21 protein-coding genes are annotated in these 20,435 nt (G+C 47.1%); all 21 read right to left on the reverse strand.

Annotated features, from left to right (window positions below; all coding sequences use genetic code 11):
• Positions 1 to 64: 64 nt before the first annotated feature.
• A complete protein-coding gene (locus tag PHG53_06365; GenBank protein MDD5381243.1) occupies positions 65 to 1,273 on the reverse strand; it encodes a type II secretion system F family protein in 1,209 nt (402 codons plus the stop codon).
• Positions 1,274 to 1,309: 36 nt separating this feature from the next.
• Complete coding sequence (locus PHG53_06370; GenBank protein ID MDD5381244.1) at positions 1,310 to 3,043, reverse strand: ATPase, T2SS/T4P/T4SS family; 1,734 nt, start codon at positions 3,041 to 3,043, stop codon at positions 1,310 to 1,312.
• A gap of 63 nt (positions 3,044 to 3,106) precedes the next feature.
• Positions 3,107 to 3,442 (reverse strand): STAS domain-containing protein, encoded by a 336-nt coding sequence (locus tag PHG53_06375; protein ID MDD5381245.1) that lies wholly within the window; start codon positions 3,440 to 3,442, stop codon positions 3,107 to 3,109.
• Positions 3,439 to 5,121, reverse strand: coding sequence for an HD-GYP domain-containing protein (locus PHG53_06380; GenBank protein MDD5381246.1), 1,683 nt, complete (start codon positions 5,119 to 5,121; stop codon positions 3,439 to 3,441). The genes PHG53_06375 and PHG53_06380 overlap by 4 nt, the downstream gene beginning before the upstream one ends.
• Before the next feature lie 24 nt (positions 5,122 to 5,145).
• Positions 5,146 to 5,538, reverse strand: coding sequence for a response regulator (locus PHG53_06385; protein ID MDD5381247.1), 393 nt, complete (start codon positions 5,536 to 5,538; stop codon positions 5,146 to 5,148).
• A 42-nt stretch (positions 5,539 to 5,580) separates the two neighbouring features.
• Positions 5,581 to 6,948, reverse strand: a complete 1,368-nt coding sequence (locus tag PHG53_06390; protein MDD5381248.1) for an ATP-binding protein — start codon at positions 6,946 to 6,948, stop codon at positions 5,581 to 5,583.
• A 15-nt stretch (positions 6,949 to 6,963) separates the two neighbouring features.
• Positions 6,964 to 8,172, reverse strand: coding sequence for a tetratricopeptide repeat protein (locus PHG53_06395; protein MDD5381249.1), 1,209 nt, complete (start codon positions 8,170 to 8,172; stop codon positions 6,964 to 6,966).
• Positions 8,173 to 8,198: 26 nt separating this feature from the next.
• Positions 8,199 to 9,935 carry a hypothetical protein gene (locus PHG53_06400; GenBank protein MDD5381250.1) on the reverse strand — a complete coding sequence of 579 codons (1,737 nt, stop codon included), beginning with the start codon at positions 9,933 to 9,935 and terminating at the stop codon, positions 8,199 to 8,201.
• Between the two features lie 39 nt (positions 9,936 to 9,974).
• The gene (locus tag PHG53_06405; protein ID MDD5381251.1) at positions 9,975 to 10,571 is read right to left on the reverse strand and encodes a hypothetical protein; all 597 of its coding nucleotides are present in this window, start codon (positions 10,569 to 10,571) and stop codon (positions 9,975 to 9,977) included.
• 83 nt (positions 10,572 to 10,654) lie between these two features.
• Positions 10,655 to 11,203 (reverse strand): type 4a pilus biogenesis protein PilO, encoded by a 549-nt coding sequence (gene pilO / locus PHG53_06410; protein MDD5381252.1) that lies wholly within the window; start codon positions 11,201 to 11,203, stop codon positions 10,655 to 10,657.
• Positions 11,200 to 11,943 (reverse strand): PilN domain-containing protein, encoded by a 744-nt coding sequence (locus PHG53_06415; protein ID MDD5381253.1) that lies wholly within the window; start codon positions 11,941 to 11,943, stop codon positions 11,200 to 11,202. Before PHG53_06415 ends, pilO begins: the two co-directional genes overlap by 4 nt.
• On the reverse strand, positions 11,940 to 13,199 hold the full coding sequence (gene pilM, locus PHG53_06420) for a pilus assembly protein PilM (protein ID MDD5381254.1): 1,260 nt from the start codon (positions 13,197 to 13,199) through the stop codon (positions 11,940 to 11,942). The genes PHG53_06415 and pilM overlap by 4 nt, the downstream gene beginning before the upstream one ends.
• Positions 13,200 to 13,216: 17 nt before the next feature.
• A complete protein-coding gene (locus PHG53_06425; protein MDD5381255.1) occupies positions 13,217 to 13,813 on the reverse strand; it encodes a GspH/FimT family protein in 597 nt (198 codons plus the stop codon).
• A 287-nt stretch (positions 13,814 to 14,100) separates the two neighbouring features.
• On the reverse strand, positions 14,101 to 15,168 hold the full coding sequence (locus tag PHG53_06430; GenBank protein MDD5381256.1) for a hypothetical protein: 1,068 nt from the start codon (positions 15,166 to 15,168) through the stop codon (positions 14,101 to 14,103).
• Positions 15,169 to 15,170: 2 nt separating this feature from the next.
• A complete protein-coding gene (locus tag PHG53_06435) occupies positions 15,171 to 15,722 on the reverse strand; it encodes a type II secretion system protein (protein ID MDD5381257.1) in 552 nt (183 codons plus the stop codon).
• A gap of 17 nt (positions 15,723 to 15,739) precedes the next feature.
• Entirely contained in the window at positions 15,740 to 16,180 is a 441-nt protein-coding gene (locus tag PHG53_06440; protein MDD5381258.1) for a prepilin-type N-terminal cleavage/methylation domain-containing protein, read from the reverse strand.
• A 115-nt stretch (positions 16,181 to 16,295) separates the two neighbouring features.
• On the reverse strand, positions 16,296 to 16,709 hold the full coding sequence (locus tag PHG53_06445; GenBank protein ID MDD5381259.1) for a type II secretion system protein: 414 nt from the start codon (positions 16,707 to 16,709) through the stop codon (positions 16,296 to 16,298).
• Positions 16,710 to 16,803: 94 nt separating this feature from the next.
• Positions 16,804 to 17,250 carry a type II secretion system protein gene (locus PHG53_06450; GenBank protein MDD5381260.1) on the reverse strand — a complete coding sequence of 149 codons (447 nt, stop codon included), beginning with the start codon at positions 17,248 to 17,250 and terminating at the stop codon, positions 16,804 to 16,806.
• Between the two features lie 344 nt (positions 17,251 to 17,594).
• Positions 17,595 to 18,041 carry a tRNA (adenosine(37)-N6)-threonylcarbamoyltransferase complex ATPase subunit type 1 TsaE gene (tsaE, locus tag PHG53_06455; GenBank protein MDD5381261.1) on the reverse strand — a complete coding sequence of 149 codons (447 nt, stop codon included), beginning with the start codon at positions 18,039 to 18,041 and terminating at the stop codon, positions 17,595 to 17,597.
• 27 nt (positions 18,042 to 18,068) lie between these two features.
• Complete coding sequence (gene thiL / locus PHG53_06460) at positions 18,069 to 18,986, reverse strand: thiamine-phosphate kinase (protein MDD5381262.1); 918 nt, start codon at positions 18,984 to 18,986, stop codon at positions 18,069 to 18,071.
• Complete coding sequence (gene argH / locus PHG53_06465; GenBank protein MDD5381263.1) at positions 18,983 to 20,374, reverse strand: argininosuccinate lyase; 1,392 nt, start codon at positions 20,372 to 20,374, stop codon at positions 18,983 to 18,985. The genes thiL and argH overlap by 4 nt, the downstream gene beginning before the upstream one ends.
• Positions 20,375 to 20,435 lie beyond the last annotated feature (61 nt).

A 20,435-nucleotide genomic window follows, 5' to 3' on the forward strand; every position in this document is an offset into this window, starting at 1 on the left:
GAGAATACAGAAAAGCAGCGGCTTGACTTCTTCCGACAGGAAAGTTCGTATCTAACAAGTAACGTTAGTGGCTGATTATGGTTGATATTCTAAACACGGGCAGCAGCAGGGCTATCGCAATAGTCCCGATAATACTGCCCAAAATTACTATCATTACCGGCTCTATAAGAGCCATAACAGCCCCTATAGAAGCCTCGAGTTTTTTCCCGTAAAAGACCGATACCTTGTCGCAAACTTCACCGAGTTTACCGCTCTTTTCGCCGGCGCGGAGCATTTGGACAATCCCGGGGGCAATTAGGTGTTTTTCGTATCCTTCGCTGTCCTGCGAAATCAGTATCGACTCCGACAATTGATAACCGTCCCGAATTTTCTTGTCTGTTCCTGCCCAGAGCTGCTGGAAGTAGTAATTCTCACACGAACCTTGTATCACCTCTATAGTATCCAGCAGGCTCACGCCCGTATTGACCATTGTGGACATAATACGCATGCTGCGAGTTACGAGCGTGTCGACAAACATCGTGCCAAATACAGGTGTGTGGATTTTTAGATAATCTATCACCCGCCGCCCCATTAGCGTCCTGCCCCAGTAATATAATCCCATTGAGGCAAATACAATCGTCGTCAGAATAACCGTCATTGCCTGGAAATCCCCTAATATCTTGCTGAAACCAACAAGTATTTGAGTGATTTTGGGAAGGGCGGCACCTCTGGATTCATAGATTTTCATGAACCTCGGCAAAGCAAAGAACATCAGCGTCCCTGTCGCAGCCACAGCCATCAACGCCATTACAATCGGATACGTAAGGGCCCCTTTGATGCGCTTGCGGGTTTCGAATTCAAAGTTCAGATAGCCACTAAGCACCTCGAGCATTTCTACCATTTTACCGGATGCTTCCGAAGCCTTGACCATACTGATAAACATCGAGCTGAAAACCTTCGGATATGCGCTCAGCGTCTTCGACAAATTTTCACCGCCCTTGACCGCCTCTGCCACATCCATAATTATCATTTTGAGTACACCTTCTTCGGATTGCTCTGCAATAGCATCAAGAGCATCACTAAGCACCACCCCGCTGTCAAGCATTACCGCCAACTGTGTCGTGAACAGTATCAGATCTGTCGATTTAACCTTTACCGTATATAACGGTTGAGATCCATCTCGTGACCGGCCCCTCATATACTCCTGCTTCATTTGAGGCTCCACAGGCTTCTGTTTCTTACTTTCCTTTACAAAATCAGGTTTTTCTGCTGTATTTCTTACCGACACAATCATTTATTTGGCTTCCAAACTCTTATTTCCTGTTATCGGTTACTCGCTGTCCTCGCCGTCCGTTGTTGGGGCTGTTCTCAACACTTCTTCGATTGATATTATTCCCGCTTTTACCTTTTCGATACCATCTAATTGCAGAGGAACCATCCCGGTTCGCAGTGCTTCGGCTCGCAGTTTCTTAAGGCTCACCCGGTCATTAATCATTTCCTTGATTTCATCATCAGGCACAAACAGCTCATGTATGGCAATTCGGCCGGCACAACCAGTGTTCCTGCACTTCCTGCAGCCCACACCACGGTAAAATTTCTCGACCCCACCACATATACTTTTCACCGCTTTTCTAATACTGCTGGCAGCCTCGTACTCCGTCTTGCAAGCCGGGCATATCTTACGTACCAGACGCTGTGCTAAAACAGCAATCAGCGATGCGCTTACAAGATAAGGGGCAACGCCAAGGTCCAGCAAACGCGTCACGGCGCCGGGTGCATCATTTGTGTGTAAAGTTGACAGGACCAAATGGCCCGTCAGCGCTGCCTGCACAGCAATGTTTGCAGTGATGTTATCTCTAACCTCGCCAATCATTATGATATTAGGGTCTTGTCTTAACAAACTCCGCAATGCCGTCGAAAATTGAAAACCCACACCTTCGCTAACCTGAAACTGATTTATGCCCGCCATATTGCACTCTACAGGGTCTTCAACCGTGCAGATATTAACCTCATCGCTGTTTAATTCAGCCAAAGCAGCGTAAAGGGTGGTATTTTTCCCTGAACCGGTTGGTCCTGTTACCAAAACTATACCATTTGGAGATTGTATCACTTTCCTGAACAGCTGCAGGTTCTCGTAGGTAAATCCGAGAGATTCAAGACTAAAGAGAATCTTCTGCGGATCAATAATTCTGATAACCACTTTTTCGCCAAAGTTGCCCGGCATAACCGACACACGTAAATCAATCGGCCTGCCGTCCTTTAAGACATGAATACCGCCGTCTTGAGGCAATCGGCGCTGAGCTATATCCAGTTCAGCCATTATTTTGATACGCGAAACAATCGCAGCATGCATCTGATGAGGCGGGCATAACTTTTCATAAAGCTTGCCGTCGACCCTGTACCGGACACGCAGTTTCTTATCATACGGCTCTATATGAACGTCACTGGCATTTTCCAGCACAGCGTTGTAAATAAGGTAATTAACCAACTTAACAACCGGCGATTGGCCCGCTATTTCTGCAAGGTCGCCTATATCCGCTTTATACTTTTCTATCAGCGAAAAGTCTCCCAGTCCTTCCTCATCGATAATATCGTCAATGACAAAAACATTCGCCGACGGCAAATATGTCCCCAGCGTGGCCTTGATATCCTTTGTCGTAGCGCAGACTATCTGAACCTTACAGCCGCTTATACGTTCTACCTCATCTATCAAAAATACGTTTGTCGGCTCGTTCACCGCCACTGTAAGCTTATCTCCAACCTTAAACAGCGGCAGAATGACATGCTCTTCGAGAAATTCCCTCGGCAAAATATCGAGCACTTTTGCATCGCATATCTTCGGACTAACCTGGGCATAAGGCACATCGTACGCCTCTGCAAGCGCCGCGGCTATCTGATTCTCCGTACAATAATTCATCTCGACCAAAAGCTCGCCGAGCAGCTTGCGATGCCCCTTTTCTTTCTGTTCAGCAAGAGCACTATCTATCTGCTCTTGTGTAACAATACCGCGACCCATCAGCAATTGACCGAGCTGCGTCTTGTTTTCTGTTGCTATCCGACTCATATTTTCCCTCAGTAACCGGCAACTGGTTAAAATCACCAATCACCATCTTCCAATATCTGTTCTTTATGCAAAACTCTTTACCGCCTCGGTGAGTTCTGCGTAACACTCGAATTCTTTTTCGAGCCGGGTAATTTCCAGAATTTTCGTGACAGTCTCATCAAGTCCGGCCAACCTTATCTGGCAGTCGTTCTCGCTGCAGTAATCACGCACACACAACAATTGTTCCAATCCCACACTGTCAACAAACCCTACCTCGCTCATATCAAGTACAATGCCGGACTTGTGTGTGTCAATTATCCCGGTAACCGTATTTTGGAACATTTCGACAGAGTCGCTGTCCAGTTCACCCTGCAGTCCCACAACCGCAACATCGTTATAATTTTGTGTTTTAATCTTCATCTGACTAATTCCCCAACAGCAGAAATACCATATTCTGATAAATTACCGCTTCCATAAATCTCAGAAAATCCCTCCTGCATAATACCCCAGAGTTGATGAAGGTCACTGTTAATAAATACCCTTCCTACTTTCTCGTCAAACTGTGTGCCTAATCCCTTTTCTATTTCCGCTCGTGCTTCGTCTACAGTCATAGCGTCCCTGTAAGTGCGCTTCGATGTCATTGCATCAAAACTGTCCGCCAGTCCGACAATCTTGCCCACCAGCGGTATCTGCTTGCCCGTTAAACCGGTGGGATACCCCTTGCCATCAGACCGCTCGTGGTGATACAACACACCGGGCACAATATCACGCATCTGTTTTATTCCGCTTAAAATACCCGCCCCTATTGACGGATGTTTCCTTATGTCGTTCATCTCCTCCTCGGTCAGCTTGCCTTTCTTGCGAAGCACCGCATCATCTATTCCCATTTTCCCGATATCGTGCAGCAATCCGGTCAAATAAATCTTGTGCATCTCTTCTCTTTCCAATGGTTCTTCACCATCTATTCTCTCGGCAATCCATCGGGAGATAAATGCGACCCTTTCGGAATGGCCGCGAGTATATGGGTCCTTCGCATCAATACTGCTTGTTAATGCTTTTAACGAACCTATAAATAATTCTTCGAGGTCCCTGAACAGTTTGCCGTTATCGATAAAAATGGCACATCCGTTAGCCACCGAATTAAACAGTTTCGCATCTGTGCTGTCGAAGTCCGGCTTGTCGACTCTGTTTATCGCAACCATCAGACCTATTATGGAGTTTGCTTTTTCGCTCTGGCGGAGTGCTTCTTCCGCCTCGCTGCTTCCTTCGGAAGAAGGAAATGATTTCCCCTTCAGTCTGCCCCAGAGAGGCACAGCAATAATACTTTTTATGTTCGCTGGCCAGTTATATTTGAAATGCGAATCGACTTCGCTGTCCAGCAACGCCTCGTGCCCATTGTTTATCTCCCCAACTAATCGGTTTTTTAAAACACTGGCCATTTGTTCATTCACATCTATCAACCCCAACCCCGCAGACAAAACCAGCCGCTTCTCGCCTTCTACGGCCCTTTCCAGCAGTATCGCCATACCCTCGACGCTGACAATATCAGCCAGGCTGTCACAAGCCATCTGAAGAAAAGTAGCATCCGGTTCAGTAACTTTCATATTTGTGCTGAGTTTGTGAAGCAGCACCAGTTCCTCGTAGGTTTGCGCCAATTCATTGCTGACCATATCAATTTGCTTCTCGGCCTCCCCATCCGTCTGAAAACTCTCTGCCAAAAACCCGAGCATCTCGTTCATTATTTGCCCCTCGTCGCTCATCTCTCCTCGCTCGCGGCCGCGGTCAATCAAAGCTGCTCCGACAGCTACGCCGTCAGATTTCAGAACGACAGCTAAAACCTGATTGCCTTCGTCGAATCGGCAAACTCTATCCTCTGTCCCGGCACCGCTTCCCTTGTTGCTTTGTTTTATAACCTGCTGGCTCAACTTTATTAACTGCTCCTGATCGCTTTTGAATTTGCCGCCGTCGCACAGCAATATTACTTTGTTGTCAGCATTACAAACCGCAAAATTGACGCCGAGCTTGTTCGTCTTGCCGCCAAAACTTTTCAATCCACGCAATTGTAATGGACTTAAATCTTTTTCGATTGCATTAAGCATAGCTTCACCTGAAAGAACACATTATCACTTTTGCATTACCGATCTCTGATACAGAATATCCTCGATGCTTCTTAACAGCTCCTTGGGACTGAACGGCTTACTGAGAAGCTCTGATATCCCAAGCTCTTTCACTTCTTTATCTTCAACAGCGAAGCCTCTTGCCGTCAGCATAATTACCGGCATATCTTTTGTCGTTTCGTTCTGCCGAAGTTTCCGCACGAGTTCCACTCCCGTCATGCCTGGCATCTGATAATCCGTTACGATAATGTCCGGCTTCTCTTCACACGCCAGCTTAAAGGCGTCGTCGCCGTTCTCTGCCGATAGCACCTCATAGCCGTTATTACGAAGCTTTATAGTTACCACATGAACTATATGTATTTCATCATCCGCAACTAAAACCTTTCTTGCTGTCATCATTCTATCTCCAAAATATTCCTCGTATTCCAAACAATAGATGCTTCACGTTTTCGCTACCTCCGCAGTCGCCAAAGGCAGCTCAAAACCAAATGTACTGCCGACGCCGGGCTTGCTTGTAACGAACACCCGGCCGTCGTGCGTTTTTTCAATTATTTGTTTAACAAGGTTGAGTCCCAACCCTGTCCCCTTCGCTTGTTTCTTATTTACGCCGACCCTGTAAAACTTATCAAAGATATGTTCTATTTCATCCTCAGGAATACCGACCCCGGTATCAGTTATACTGACCCGTGCCAGGCCTGCGATTTCGTCAACCTCGGTTTCAATTTTTATCTTGCCCCCGCTCGGAGTATATTTAACCGCGTTACTAAGCAGATTAACAATGACCTGCGATATCATATCTTTGTCCGCATAGACCTGGTCGAAAACAATCGGCTTTTGTCCGATAATCTCGATGTTTTTCTCTTCTGCGTAGTTTTTTATCATTTGTAGCTGTTCTTCTATTAGTATTGTCAGGCTGACAGGTACCTTTTCTACCTTTATCAGGCCCGATTCTATCCGCGAAGTATTCAGTATGTCCTCAATCAGCCGGTTCAGCCTTTTCGCCTGGCTTTGAATCACTGAATAAAATTCTTTTCTCGTCTGTTCGTCGTCCGCCTCCCCGTCAACCAGCATTTCAGAGCAGGCACTAATGGAAGCAAGGGGAGTTTTTAATTCGTGCGAAACGTGGTTTACAAAATCGTTTTTCATCTGCGATACTTCTTTCTCGCGTGTAATATCATGCAGCACTGCAACAACTCCGCAAACCTGCTCCCCTTCGTCGTGAATACAGGAAACAATGCAGTCGAAAGTTTTTGGTTCGTTCTTGCCTGAAAAAACAATTTCGCGCTTGGTATGTCGTGATTTGTTTTGCTTGCTTTGATGCAGAAAATCTGTAAATTCTTTTTCACCAGCATTTGTTTTTTCACTACTGACAAGCTCGCTGATAGGTTTGTGCTGCAAATTCTTATAATCAAAATTAAAAAGTTTGCCCGCCGCCTCATTTGCCATCAGCAGCTTGTCAAATTCATCGATAACGATAACAGCGTCGCGGATACCGTATATAATCGCATCGGTGTTTCCTTTTTGCCTTCGCAGCAATTGAACCTTAAGTTGCAAATCCTCGATTTGCTTTTCGAGTTCTCCTATGTAACTGCTATTGCCGTCAAAATGTTTATTAATCGCTTCCCCCAGTTCATTTACTATTTTGCTGCTGTTTGGTTTGATGTGGCCCGATTGCTTTTCTCTGAGCTGCCGGGTCATGGATGTAATACCCCTAACCAGTCTCAGCCAATACCAGCCAAGCAAAGTCCCGCCTACCGCCGCGGCAATTGCAATAATAAAATATATGTTTGCTGCCGATTTCAAAATCATATCTCCGATTTTTTCTTAATCTTCAGTCGTAAATCCCAAATCATCTACATTTTTTCCTTTAGCCAGCAAATCGCCCAGCTTGCTGTGGGGTTCTATTTCCAGCGCTTTTTTATATGCTTGTCCTGCCTCGTTATCCAGGCCGAGTTGTTCATAACATCTTGCTCTCATAAGCCACGAAATGCCTCCGTTTTTCTCGTCTGAGGCCGTTTTTTCAAAGTTTTTGATTGCTGCGGCATAGTCCCCCATTGAATACTGGGCGCATCCTACAAGGGTAGTCGCATCCGCATCGCCTGGCTGCAAAACCAGCGCCCTTTCCCCGCACATAAGCGATCTCTCTGCCGCCCCTGCGCCCAACGCTGCCTGACCCATTTTCAACCAAATCTCAGCATCATCTCTTCCCTCGACGCTTAATTCGTTGTAGCAATTAACAGCTCTGTCATATTGAGCACAGTTCACACTGCAAAGTGCCTCCGCTTGCAGATATAATTTCTTTTGCTGTTCGTCCTCGCATTGCTCGGCCAATTCATTAAAAATCTCCGCCCCTTCACTCCACCGGCCGCTGAATACATAACAGTACCCAAGTGCTTCTGCTATGCTGCTGTCATCACCTCTCATTAGCATCGCCTCTTTGTAAAGCTCGATAGCTCGCTCATTTCCCCCCGCTCGCCACATCAAATCCGCTGCCGCAACCTTTAGCAAAACCTCTCTCGGCATAGCCGCTATTTTTTCTTCGAGCAGTTTTATCGCCTCTCCGGGTTTTTCCTGTTCAGCATATGTTTCGGCAACAGAAAGAATATAATCAACATTGGCAGGATTAAGCGCCAGCGCCTTATTGTAGTAAAACAGCGTCTGCTGACTTTGCTCCTGTCTTTCGGCCGCCACGCCAAGCCAATACCACCCTTCCCCAAGTTTTTCATCCAACTCAACTGCCAATTGCAATTCCTTTACCGCATCTGTCCCCTTGTCCTCAGTCAAAAGCAGTTTACCATACAGCAAATGGACCTGAGCATTATTAGGGTCGGCGGTTATGCATTCAGAAACAGCCTCCCTGGCTTCATCTAAATCATTATTCTCATACTTCTGCTGGGCCAATTTCAGCTTTATCTCCGACGATGCTTTATCCCACCGCTCAGCCGCCAGCTTTTTGTTCTGTGAATGTGTTTCACAACCGATAATGTTCAAACAAACAATTATGGCCGTCACTATTATTGCTTTGCGTAACATCTTTAATCTTCCTTCTTTATTTTGGTTTATTTCCTTAACCATTTTTCCGATTCTTCCCGTTCGATAACATCGAGCATAACTCTTTCTATCGTTGCCGCGCCGTCGGGAACGGTTTCGCGAATAATCCTTTCTTTCAGACGTAATGCCTCTATGTATGTCGGCCGGGCTGCAAGTGCCCAGTTCAAATTGTTCAATGCGGCTTCCTTTTGGCCTGCAAGGTAATATTCCACAGCTTTTGCATAGCAGTCTTCATAAATCCGCATTCTTGAAATCGAGCTTATCCCTTTTCTCGAACCATGAACAATTCGGCTAACGTCATTTGCTCTGTCTGCAGATTCAGATGCAAGGTCTTGCGGGTCATTAATAATATGCGGAGTTATCAATACGACAAGCTCTGTGCGGACATTGGCGTCTTTAGTTCTTTTGAACAGCCCGCCGACAATAGGCATATCACCTACGATAGGCACCTGTGCATCGGTATTGGTGAGCTGTTCCTTGAACAGACCGCCCATAATTATCGTTTCGCCGTCCTTTACCATTATGTTGCTCTTAATCTGCGTAACAGTTTTTAAAGGTAAATTACCATTAGCATCCAGTACGGTTCCGGTACTCAGTTCAGGGCTAATCTCCATACGAACGTACCCATCCTCGCATATAAAAGGCCTGAACTTCAGAATTGTACCGCTTATAAGAAAGTCCACCGAAGTTGTTGTAGTCTGACCTTGAGTTGTGCTGGCGGTGTAGCCTCTTTCTTCACCGATATTTATATAACCGGCCTGTTTATTTAATGCCATAATCTTCGGATTGGCAAGCACAGTCGTATTGGTAACTTCTTCAAGAGCGGTGATTGAAGCTATTACCTCTTCATTCGAAAATTCAGCAGTAAGGCCGGTTCCAGTCGGTGTTATCCCGCTTGTAAGACTTACCGCCATCCCAAAAGGCAACCCCACACCTGGGGTTGCCGTCATGCCGGCAATTTTTGTCCAGTCTATGCCGAATTGTGTGGTCTCGGAGAGTTCGGCCTTGAGAAGTGTAACTTCTACCAGTATCTGCTGCGGCTTTATGTCTACTTCCTTAATCATCTCTCCGATTTTTTCCAGCCTTTCAGGAAAATCGTAAACAACTACCGTATCTCTCATACTGGTCGTATTACCGCCCTCTCCGGCTTCGGTGTCGACTGCTGCAGCAGCAGTCGAGGTAACCTTACCTGAGTCACTCAGCAGCGGTGTAACTAAGGCTTTTACTTCGGCCGCGTTGATGTAGTACAACGTAAAAACCTCATGTTCCATTCGGTCCTTGTCTTCTTTAAGCTTCTTGTATTCCCCTTCGGCATAGACTTTGACCAGCTGACCTTCTTGTTCGTATTTGAAGTCCACACCCAAAATCGCGTCCATTGCCTCTTCGAAGGTCACGTTGTATAGACGCGTAAATCCCATTACCCCATCGACTTTCGCTGACGGCACTATATTCTTCTTATACATCGCCGACAAAACACGAAGTCCGTCTCTGATTTTACTGTCTCTATCGAAGGTAATTGACTGTATCGTTCCGCCCGCCGCTATACCTTCGCCGCTGCTCACGCTAACGTCCTTTGTGATTATGTTTTCTTTGGCCTCGGTTGTCACCGGGGCTTGCTCAACATCGCCAAACGCTGTTGCTGCTGTCACAGCCAATATCATCAGGATGCCTTGCACCGCAAAGCCAGATATGAGCAGCGCCATTTTGTTCTTGATTCCGTTTTTCAAACTTTTATTGTGACACATAATTTGTCTCTCTTTTTTTAATACTTTTTCATTTATCAATTATTGATTCTGGGCAAGTCTCAACGTTACTTCTGTCTCTCCGCACTTTATAGACACCACGTTTTCTTTAATTGCAGAGACCTCACATTCATATGTATAGATTCCGTTTCCGACAACCAGCTTGTCTCCTACCGACAGCAGCTTGTCGTTAATAAAAGCCTGAGGATTTTCGCCCTGCACTATTGCTTCCAGCCTCAGTTTTTCTGTAACTCGCTTGACTATATCTTCATTATCGTTTCCTTCGTCGGCCATCACCTCTCGTCTATCGTCAGCCGGCCTTCCCTCTCCGCCTCTCATAAAATCCAACCAGCTGCCCACGGCAAAAAAGTCTCTGGCAAGTACGTCATTGCGGCCCTCGACCTTAGGCAATTCCATAAAAGATATCTTTAATTCCGGGTTTATCTGACTCTCGTTCACATCTTGTGCCACTACTGCCGCCTTGGCGCTCTGAGGCCCTTTTCTCATAAGCACTCTGACCCACATGAAGACCATTACTGTGATTAAACAAACCGCTATGGCGGTCTTTTTCTTCTCCGCTGCCAATCTGTAAAAATTCCTGTTGCCTCTATTACCGCTGTCCTTCATGTCCTGTTTCATACCTTTCTTATCTCTCTTTCTGCTTGTCTCATCGTCAGGTGGTTATCCCGCTCGGGCCTGCAGTGAGCCTGTCGAACCATTTCCTACCCTTGTCCAGCCTCCGCCCTGTAATAAATAACCGCATTTGTCTGCACAACCACTTCGCCGCCGAAATCATTATCATTCACAAGCTTTACACGTTCGATGCGAACCAGCCTGTCTAATCCTTGCACTTCTCTATAAAATTCGAATATCTGCGACAGTCTGCCTTTACACTGCATATTTACTGGCACGCAGTTCAAATCCCCTGCTCTTACTTCTTTGCCGGGCTGAATCATCTGTCCCTTAAGATTATGCTCATTCATCAAGTCAGTGATTTTTTGCATAAATTCGCCAAGCTCTCGTCGCGCAGGTATTTGTCGCTCATAGTTTCCAACCGCTGCCCGCAGGCCAAGCAGTTCTTCTCTGGCTGCCGGCATCTGCCGGCTTTCATCTAAAGCCTTTGAAACAGCAAGCATCCGCAATGCGTAGGCCTGCCTGAGAAATTCCGTTTCTCTCTTCAAAGGCAGATATCTAAACAGCACGAATCCGCAGATCATCACTGCCGCGGCTGCAAATATCGCTATTTGTCGTTTTTCTCGAAATCGTATCACAGACCTGCCGCCTTCTCCTTTTGTGCTTCTTCTGTAAGTTCATCCGCTGCTGCAGAATAAAATTCCTCTTGCCTGTAATTCGCCAGATTGCAGCTTATTTCAAATTCACTCACCTGAAATTTCTCTCCACCGGCACCGGCTGTTGTTTTCATCTCTTTGTTGCGAGTAAACAATGGTGTAACCTGAGAAAAATAAGGCGAGTCTTCCAGATTGCATATCAATGTCGCTACTCCGCCTCCATCTGACGCAACACCATTTATCAACACCTTAAATCTAACGTCGCCGGGCAGTGACGACTCTTTACTGCCAATATTACCACTGGCCGCTCTAACCGCAGAACGGCTGCTTGTTTTCTCTTCCCACCTGTTTCCGAACTTCTCGGCAATGAATTCGACTTTGCTCAACACTATCTTTTTATCAACCAAAAAGCTTATCTCAGCTAAAACATTTGCAACGTTAATTCTCGAATCAATTGCTTCTATAGTTCTCGCTTTTTCCTGTAATTGGGCCGTTTCGCTTTTAATCTCGGCGAATTCTTGTCCCGCACTTTTCACGCTCGCCGACTCAATCTCCGCCTGGGCAAGCTCCGCTTCGGCCCTTGAAAGCGAATGCGTCGCAACAAAATTCCACACCAATATCGCTACAAATATACCGCCTAAGCCGGCATATTGTGTGCGGTAGCTAATCCGCCGCTGTCTGCCGTTTTTATACCATGTTGGGAGAAAATCAATTTCTTTCATAATTTCCGCTGGCCTTCCCAGCCCTTAAGACTGAGCCCAACTGCTACTGCCCACTCACAAAGTAAATTTCGTCTGTTACTGTCAAAATTCACTTTCGTACCATCTAAGATATCTAAGCCTTTCAACGGCTGTGCAATCTCAATCTTTGCGGTCAGGTGCCGTCTCAAAACATTCAGCAAAATTCTTTCGTACGCTTCTCCACCGGAAAAAACCGCCCGCTCAACATGCTTGCCCCTGAATGTCACCGTATAATATCTTAGACACAGCGATATCTCTTTTGCCAGTTCCTCGGCGGCTGCCCCGATTGCATCAGCCATTACCTGCTGCGTCGATGTATCAAGAGCGCTTCGACTGAGTACTTCGACGGCGGACTGCTCAGAACGACCTAACTGCTCAGCCGAATGACCGCCCCAATTCTCTTCCGCTTGCGGAATCGAATCAGAGTTGTCTCCCACCGGCGGGCTTAACTGCGACACACCAAGACCTGCGTCCGCCCTTAGCATACTTTCCATCTGCAGCTTTCCTCGAAGTATCTCGGCTTCGTCGATGCTGACACCTAATTTCGATGAGATTTCGCTGTTAAATTTTTCCCCGCCAATCGGTATCTGCTTGGTAAAACTAATTTCTCCTCCGCGTCCGAACACCACCGTCGTGAACCGGCTGCCGACATCCACAAAAACAACCGTCTGCTCTTTGTCCTCCTCGCGCCGGCGCGACCTCTCAAAACTTCTGAACAACGCACATGGAACCGTATCTATGGCAACAGGTCTAAGCCGCACCTCTTCGAGCATCGCAATATGGCTTCTTATTGTTTCATCGGATGCGGCAAACAATATCAGCTCATTCTTAATCTCATCGCCGCACTGAACATTCCCGGCAACCAAATAGTTAATTATGTCCTTCTCCGGGTCCATCCCGAAACGCTGACCGGCTTCTTTTTTCAATGCCTGCTCAATCTCGTCCGTTTCCGTCTCGGCCAATCGCAGACTCGTTATTTTTAATTTCTCACTTGGAAGACAAGAGACAACGTTCCGTCCGTGAAACTTACCCTCCGCCAGCATTTTCTTTATCGCAGAAATAATAAAGCTCCTTCTTGCTTTTTCATCACCGTTCATACCCCTAATATGGACCTTATCCGCTGCAAGGATACTTATATGTTCCCCGCTCATCACCAGCTGAATCATCTTGATAGAATTGTGACCTATGTCCAATCCTATCGGCTGCAGACTTCGCGTTTTTAGTTTCCAGCTTACCATTTACGTTTTTCCTATCATCACTCAATCGAGATAAAACCTGTAACGGGTTCTACCCTTATGGTCATACTAAAGTCCCCTGCCGCGATGCTGATTGTCCCGCTGTTTAACGCTGCCCCGCTTCCGCTGTAAGGACTGCCAAGATAATCGAACGTAATCGTATCACTCGAATCAAAATCAGCACCGTCGATAACAACATTTTCCAGTCTCGAATCACTGCTGAAGGTCATTCTGTAAGGTTTCTTCGTGACAGGGTGCGTAAGTATTATTCCGTCCGCGTCGCGGATTTCGTAATAGCCGCCGCCCGGACTAAAAAACACCGAATAATTCTCCTGCCTGCTGATTGCCATACTTTTGGTATATTCCAGGTCCGCAGCAATCACATTCGCCGCAGACCGAATCTGCACACTGTCCATAGAGCCTATCATTGGCACAGCAATCATCGCTGCTATTGCGATTATCATCACCACAAGCAAAATCTCCACCAAAGTAAAACCGCCGCCCGGATGGCGAATCCTCCGAAGCCGGTGTCGCAAATTAGCTGTCTTTTTTTCTTTGTCTTTGCGCACTATATCACCCTTTACATCAGTTCTTTTTTCGTCCTCTTTAAGATGCATCTTTACCTCGATTTTCAACGCTTACATTGGTTTCCCGCCATTTAACCATCGCTTTTTATCGGCCTATATCCGCAAGTGCAATATCAGCTTAGTTTCTTCACATCACTAAAGTCAGAAACAGTAAAACCGACACAATCGTCAAAATAAGGTAGGAAAAAATCAAACCATTTCTATGCTTTTGAAAAGGCGGGAATATGCAATTTATGTCTTAAGCTCGAGGATTTTTCTTTGGGATTGCCGCAAAGGCCGATAAGCACGTCGGCTTTAAGCTGTCCGATAACGCGACCTTAAGGCCTTGCGATGCTTTTGAAAAACGCCCCAGCCACAGGACTCCACCTTACAGGATCGACACTTGGCCAGGTCGTAATTTCTGTCTTCGACGGCGCAGCGGTTATAACCATACGACCGGCGCCTGTAAGCAAATCTTTGAGGAACAATCCGCCGGTTATGTTGACGTCGCCGCTGTTTGCTAATCTTACGTTAACAATAGCAAGGCCATTGACACGCAGGTAGCCGTCTGTTGCTACTATCACATTGCCGGTTACTAACATCGCCGGCAAATTTTCTCCTGCCGTAATGACGTTTCCGTTTCCTGTTATTGTCAGGTTGCCTTCAACAATAAGCATGCCTTCGATTTGGACATTGCTGGCTAATTCCAAATTGCCGTAGTAATAACACACCTGCGAAGAGCCGCCCAGACTATTGCTATCAAGAGTATTGGCATCTATGGTTTGTACAGAATAATGCGAGGTAAAGTCCCCCGCCGCAACTTGCGGCCAAGTCAGTGACAAATCCCCCCTTGCCTTAAGTCGCCCTGTTAAGATTCCACCTCCGGCTAAACCATTTGCAAACACATCGCCGTAGATTGTGCCGCTGTTTGCTAATGTGCCGTTACAATAGACATCACCGTTGATTGTAACATTGGGTACGATTAATATGCCTTTTTCTACCCAGAATGCTATGCACGGGTCGAGTCGCAATTCTGCCTCTAAACGGCTGCGCCCGATTCTTTCGCCGTTCTTCTCTCTATACGCATCACAAATTATCTGATAATTACATTCCCCATTTGCATCTTGAGCCACACTTACATCGTAGAAATCTTCGCTGCCGCCCGTTAATTGCTGACCGGTAACCGCCCAATTTCCCAAATAGGTATTGTCATTGAGTATCAATCCCCTGGCGTATTCCAGCCCAGATTCCGCCAGATAATCCATTTGTGTCCGAAGTATCATATTCTCCCCGCAGGCCAGCTCCACATCGCTTCGCGACAAAAAGCTCAGCGACAAAATCGTTATTGCCATAACGATAAGCAGCACAACAAATAGTGCCGACCCTTTTCTATTAGTATTCTTCATATCTAATCGTCATCACTTGCAACAGCATCGCCCGCAGTGTTCAGCAGATTTCCTGCCCAGCCGCGCAGAGCAGCGTTTATCTGGTACCGGCGGGTAGCGATGTCTTCAACAATATCGAATGAAATACTTACAAATTTTCTTTTCATCACCAGCAACGACGGCTCATCAAATTGAAATTGCACATTACTGCACTGGGCAATCAGCACCACAGGGTCGGCGCCGGGATCGCGAAGCTGCAGTTTGCCGTCCACAGCTTCTATATAAGTTTGTTCACTGCTATCGATTACGTTATCGCTGTTATCGTCCGACTTCCAGATAGTAATGGAAGTAGCTGTATCGCCGCATATAAGTTTGCAGTGGCGAATCAACTCCGAAATCCTGACGCTTGCGAAACGCACCTGTGCTTGTTTCTCCGCCATATCGTTTGTAGTTTCATTCACTGCCCCGAGGGTGTAAGCTAAAGTGGCCGTAGCAGCAAGAACTATACTGACAACCATCAATGCCATCAGCAGCTCAACAAACGTAAAACCATTTTCGTTTCTCTTTGCTCGCATCCCGTTTTCCCAATGCGTTACTTGCTTATAAGCCGTTTTATAATTGCGATTTCCTTCCCGTCATAATTTACCTGTACCGTCGCGAGAATAAATTTCGCTTCCTCAGTCTCGTCTTCTTGCGGCACCCACACATCCGCACAGGTTACTTCCCTGCTGAATTTGGCATAATTCAAATCGGTAAACTCTGTCCTGCTCGCATCCTCTACGTGGCCTTGTTCCTCGGCGTAATTGTAATTATCTACAATATTAACATCGTTTAAGTGGTCGGAAATTATTTCCTCCATCAAATCGCCTGCCAGTTTCGCCCCCAGCGTCCGATGCTCACCTTCAGCCCGAACCGCCAATCCGCTGGTAAATGGAAGCAGTATTCCCGCCGCGGCAATACCCAGCACCAAAGTGGCTATTGCCGCCTCAGCCAATGAAAATCCCTTTCGATTTCTCCAGCTTCGTTTTTTCATTAATCAATTATCAATAGTAAATAATAAATTAAAAAAGCCGACCCGTCGCAGGCAATCGCCTCGGCAACGGTCAGCCGGTTGTCCCTTTTCGATTACTCAGTCGTCTATTGACTCTTTACAGAGCCGCACATGCAGCATCATTGTCGGCCTGAAACATGCCCGTCTTCGTATCAAGCCGCCATCCTGCCTCCCCGGCCCCGGCCGGCTCTCCATCAAAACGGATTGTTTTAAGACCGTTAAATGGATTCGTTGGTATCCGCTCAACATACGGACCGTGCTCGCCGACTGTTGTTGTCATAGCTGTTTCAAAACTTTTGTATGAATCCGCAGGAGGAAGAATATCTTCGTGCTGAACTCGGTATAAATCTATCTGAATACGCATTGCTTCAAGCCCGTCAACCAACCCGGAAATCTTTGCTTCTTCGTTACTCGCTTCCGTAAACTGCGGACTAATCATCTTCCCGGCTATGCCCAACACAATTGCCACGACCATTACTTCGACATACGACAAGCGAATATTCTTTTCCATACCCCCCCCCATACTCTTAAAAAGGGCTGACCAACTCTCGGCCCTCGCCCAGGGCTGGTCAGCCCGGTTATCTGTCCCTCAACGATTCCGATTGTTACAGATTAACATGGTTCGGGTCATCGCTATCATCAGCCTGGAAAAGCCCTATATTGGCACCGGTAGTAACAAGGTTCCAGCCGTGGCTGTCATCTCCTGCCGTTCCATCCTCATCAATAGTGTTCAATTCATTGAAAGGATTAGCAGGAATCTTCTGCATATAAGGCCCATAGGCGCCGGCCGCATCAGCAGCGCCATCGACATCAGTTCGACCGGTTAAAGCAGCTGCAACGGCGGCGGTACCTGCGCCAGGCAGGGCGCCATTGTGCTGAGCCTTATACAGCTCGATTTGTCCGCGCATCGTTTGAAGGTTGCTGAGCAATGCACTCTCTTTAGCGTCCTCGCTCGCGTCCGTAAACTGAGGAATCACAATGGCCGCAAGAATACCAAGAATGACTACAACAATCAGAATTTCCACTAATGTAAAACCGCTTTTCGCTTTCATCTTTTATCCCTTTCTCAAAATAGAAATTTCACTTTTTTCATTCAAACTATCGTCTTAATCAAAGCAGCACTTGACCACACTTAACCTTCTCTTGATATCGTTAACCCCCTCCATAAACAAGAAATGTCAAAAATCCCCCCAAAATACTTCTAAAAATCTCCTTCCGATTCTTAATTAACAATAAGACTTACCGCTCACGTCCTAAAACATTTTAGTTTGCCGCGTACAAAACTATATGACTGTGTCCGAATAAAAATATATAAAATAAACGCCCCAATGCCAAATTTTAAGGTATGAAATATCGGATGTGGCCGGATTCCCCCCAATGCTGCCGCCCCAGCTAACTAACAACTGATATAATCAGGCATATTTTCGATGTGTATTTCTCTCTTGCTCTTCCCCGCGTGAGAAAGCTCGACCCGAATGTAATCTATGTTCTTCAGCGCAGATTCGATTTTATCAGCCCATTCAATCAGAACTGCCGACCCCGGCTGGCAGTAATCATCGAAACCCAGCATCTCGAATTCAGAAATAGATTCCAGCCGGTAAGCGTCTATATGATAGATATCCAGCCGGCCCTTATATTCATTGATTATAACAAACGTCGGGCTGGTAACTTTTTTACTTTCCGCCGCCCCCGCGCCGGACGCAATCCCTTTGATAAGATGTGTCTTGCCGCTGCCCAGCGCCCCGCACAAAGCTATAACCTCTCCCCCTTTTAACTGCGAGCCGACCTTTCTGCCAAGCTCTATCGTCTCCTCCGGCGAATTCGTTATTACATCGATAGTCATCTTAAATCATAAATCGAAAATAATAAATCACTTCAGGTGGTCGTACCCCTTCGCTTCCAAATCTCTAATCTGCCCGTCCGGCATTTTTATCTGCATTTTTTTAGTGTCGGTGATTGTTCCAATTTGCGTAATCGCCGTCGTCCCGCCCCACTGCTTCAGTAGTTTCCGGTATTCTCCTTCAGAAAGAGTAAAGAGCAGCTCGAAATCTTCCCCGTCATTCAGCGCGGAATTCAACGGCTCCTTGCCTTTTTTCGCTTCATCCGATATCGGAATCTGCTCCGCGTTTATAATGGCCCCCACTCCGCTCTGCCGGCAAATCCGGTTCAAATCGCTGCTCAGCCCGTCGCTTATATCAATCATCGAATTTACCGCCGCCTTTTTGGTTATCTCCAGCGCCTCTTTGACCCTTGGCTCGAACTCCAGATGTTTTTTAACGCCTGCCCCGCCCAGCGTCCCCGTAACGCAAATCACGTCCGCGAATTTCGCGCCCGACCGCTTTACAGGTTTGCCGCCTCCCGGCTTGCTGAGCATCGCAACATTTATTGCCAGCGCCTCCTTCCCCTTCCAGCTCGTGATGTCCCCGCCTACAAGCTCGCAACCAAATTTCCCGCCCGCCAGCACTATCCCGCTGTGTAGCTGCTTTAATTCTTCCTCGCCGAAACCTCTCGGCAGCGCAACAGAAACAACCGCAGCGACAGGAATTGTCGCCATCGCCGCGCAATCGCTTAAGCTCACCGCCATCGCTTTATACCCGACCTGCTTTAGAGTTGTTTTCTCCAGCTCGAAGTGCACCCCGTCCAGCAGCATATCCGTGGTAACAAAAACCGACTCCTCGCTCCATCGGATTTGGGCCATATCGTCCCCAATCCCTATCGGAAAATCTGCCGCCGCCAGCTTGCTTTGACTGGCAAACCACGCGGTTATCTCATCTTCCCTGCCGTTCATCGCTCTCCCAGCCGCTTATTCCAATACGCAATTTGCTCCTTTGCCTGCTTCACCCCGGCCGCGCCCTCCGTAACGTATTTACTCACAACCTTGCCCGCGCCTAAATGCTCATACACATCCGCCTCGATTGCGCCGCAGTGCCGCTTAAATTCATCCAGAGTAATCTCAGCCAATTTCTTGTTTTGCTTTTCGCACTGACAAACTAACGTCCCGACAATGCCGTGCGCCTCACGGAAAGCAACGCCCTTCCCGACCAGATACTCCGCCAAAGCCGTAGCATCTAAAAACCCTTCGTCCAGTCCTGCCGAGATTTTCTTGGTTTCGAATTTCGTATGTGAAACAATCGCGCCTGCCGCATCTAAGGAAGCCTTGACCGTATCGCTCGCCGCAAAAATATGAATCTTGTCCTCTTGCAAATCGCGGTTGTAGCCCGATGGCTGTCCTTTCAAAATCGTCAGCATCCCCATCAGTGAGCCGTAAACGCGACCCGTTTTTCCGCGAATCAATTCCAGAATGTCCGGATTGCGCTTTTGCGGCATCATGCTCGACGACGTGCAGTACGCCTCGTCAATCTGAACAAAACCGAATTCGCTGGATGAGTAAATTATCCAGTCCTCAGCCAGGCGCGATAGATGTGTCGCAATAAGCGCGCAATCGAAAATAAATTCGGCGCAAAAATCTCTGTCGCTGACCGCATCGATGCTATTATAGCTTGTTTCCGCGAAACCTAACTGTTGTGCTGTGCTTTTTCTGTCTATCGCCAGCGTTGACCCAGCCAGAGCGCCGCTGCCTAAGGGCGAAACGCTTAAAAGCGACTTGCAGTTTTTCAGCCGGATAAAGTCTCGCTCTAACTGCTCCACAAAACTTAACAGATACGATGCAATAACAATCGGCTGTGCCCGCTGAAGGTGCGTATAGCCCGGCATCACATCTTCCGCATATTTGCCCGCCAGTTTAACAAACCCCTTTTGCAGGCCTGTCACTTTCGCCCGCAGCGCATCAATTTCGTCTCGCATCCAGAGCCGAATATCGGTAGCGACCTGGTCGTTTCGGCTTCTGCCGGTATGAAGTTTCTTGCCTGCTTCGCCGATTTTCGAAACCAGCGCCGCCTCTATCGCCATATGAATATCTTCGTATGTCTTGTCGAATTTGAACCGCCCCGCCTCGATTTCCTGCGATATCTCAACCAGACCATCCTTAATCTGTTTGAATTCTTCTTTGGTAATCAGCTTCTGCTCCGCCAGCATCTGCGCATGGGCAATCGAGCCGACGATATCATATTTGTAAAGCCGCTTATCTACCGACAGCGACTCTACGAAGTCTATAGTGATTTCGTCCGGCTGCCCTTCCAGCCGCTTTTCCCAGCTTTTCTTCTTTTCATTGTCCATAACTTTCGCCCCGACAAAAATATTATTAACGAATTAACTATACGCCCCGCCCCCCATTGTG

It is taken from the genome of Phycisphaerae bacterium (assembly GCA_028714855.1).
Classification (GTDB): domain Bacteria; phylum Planctomycetota; class Phycisphaerae; order Sedimentisphaerales; family Anaerobacaceae; genus CAIYOL01.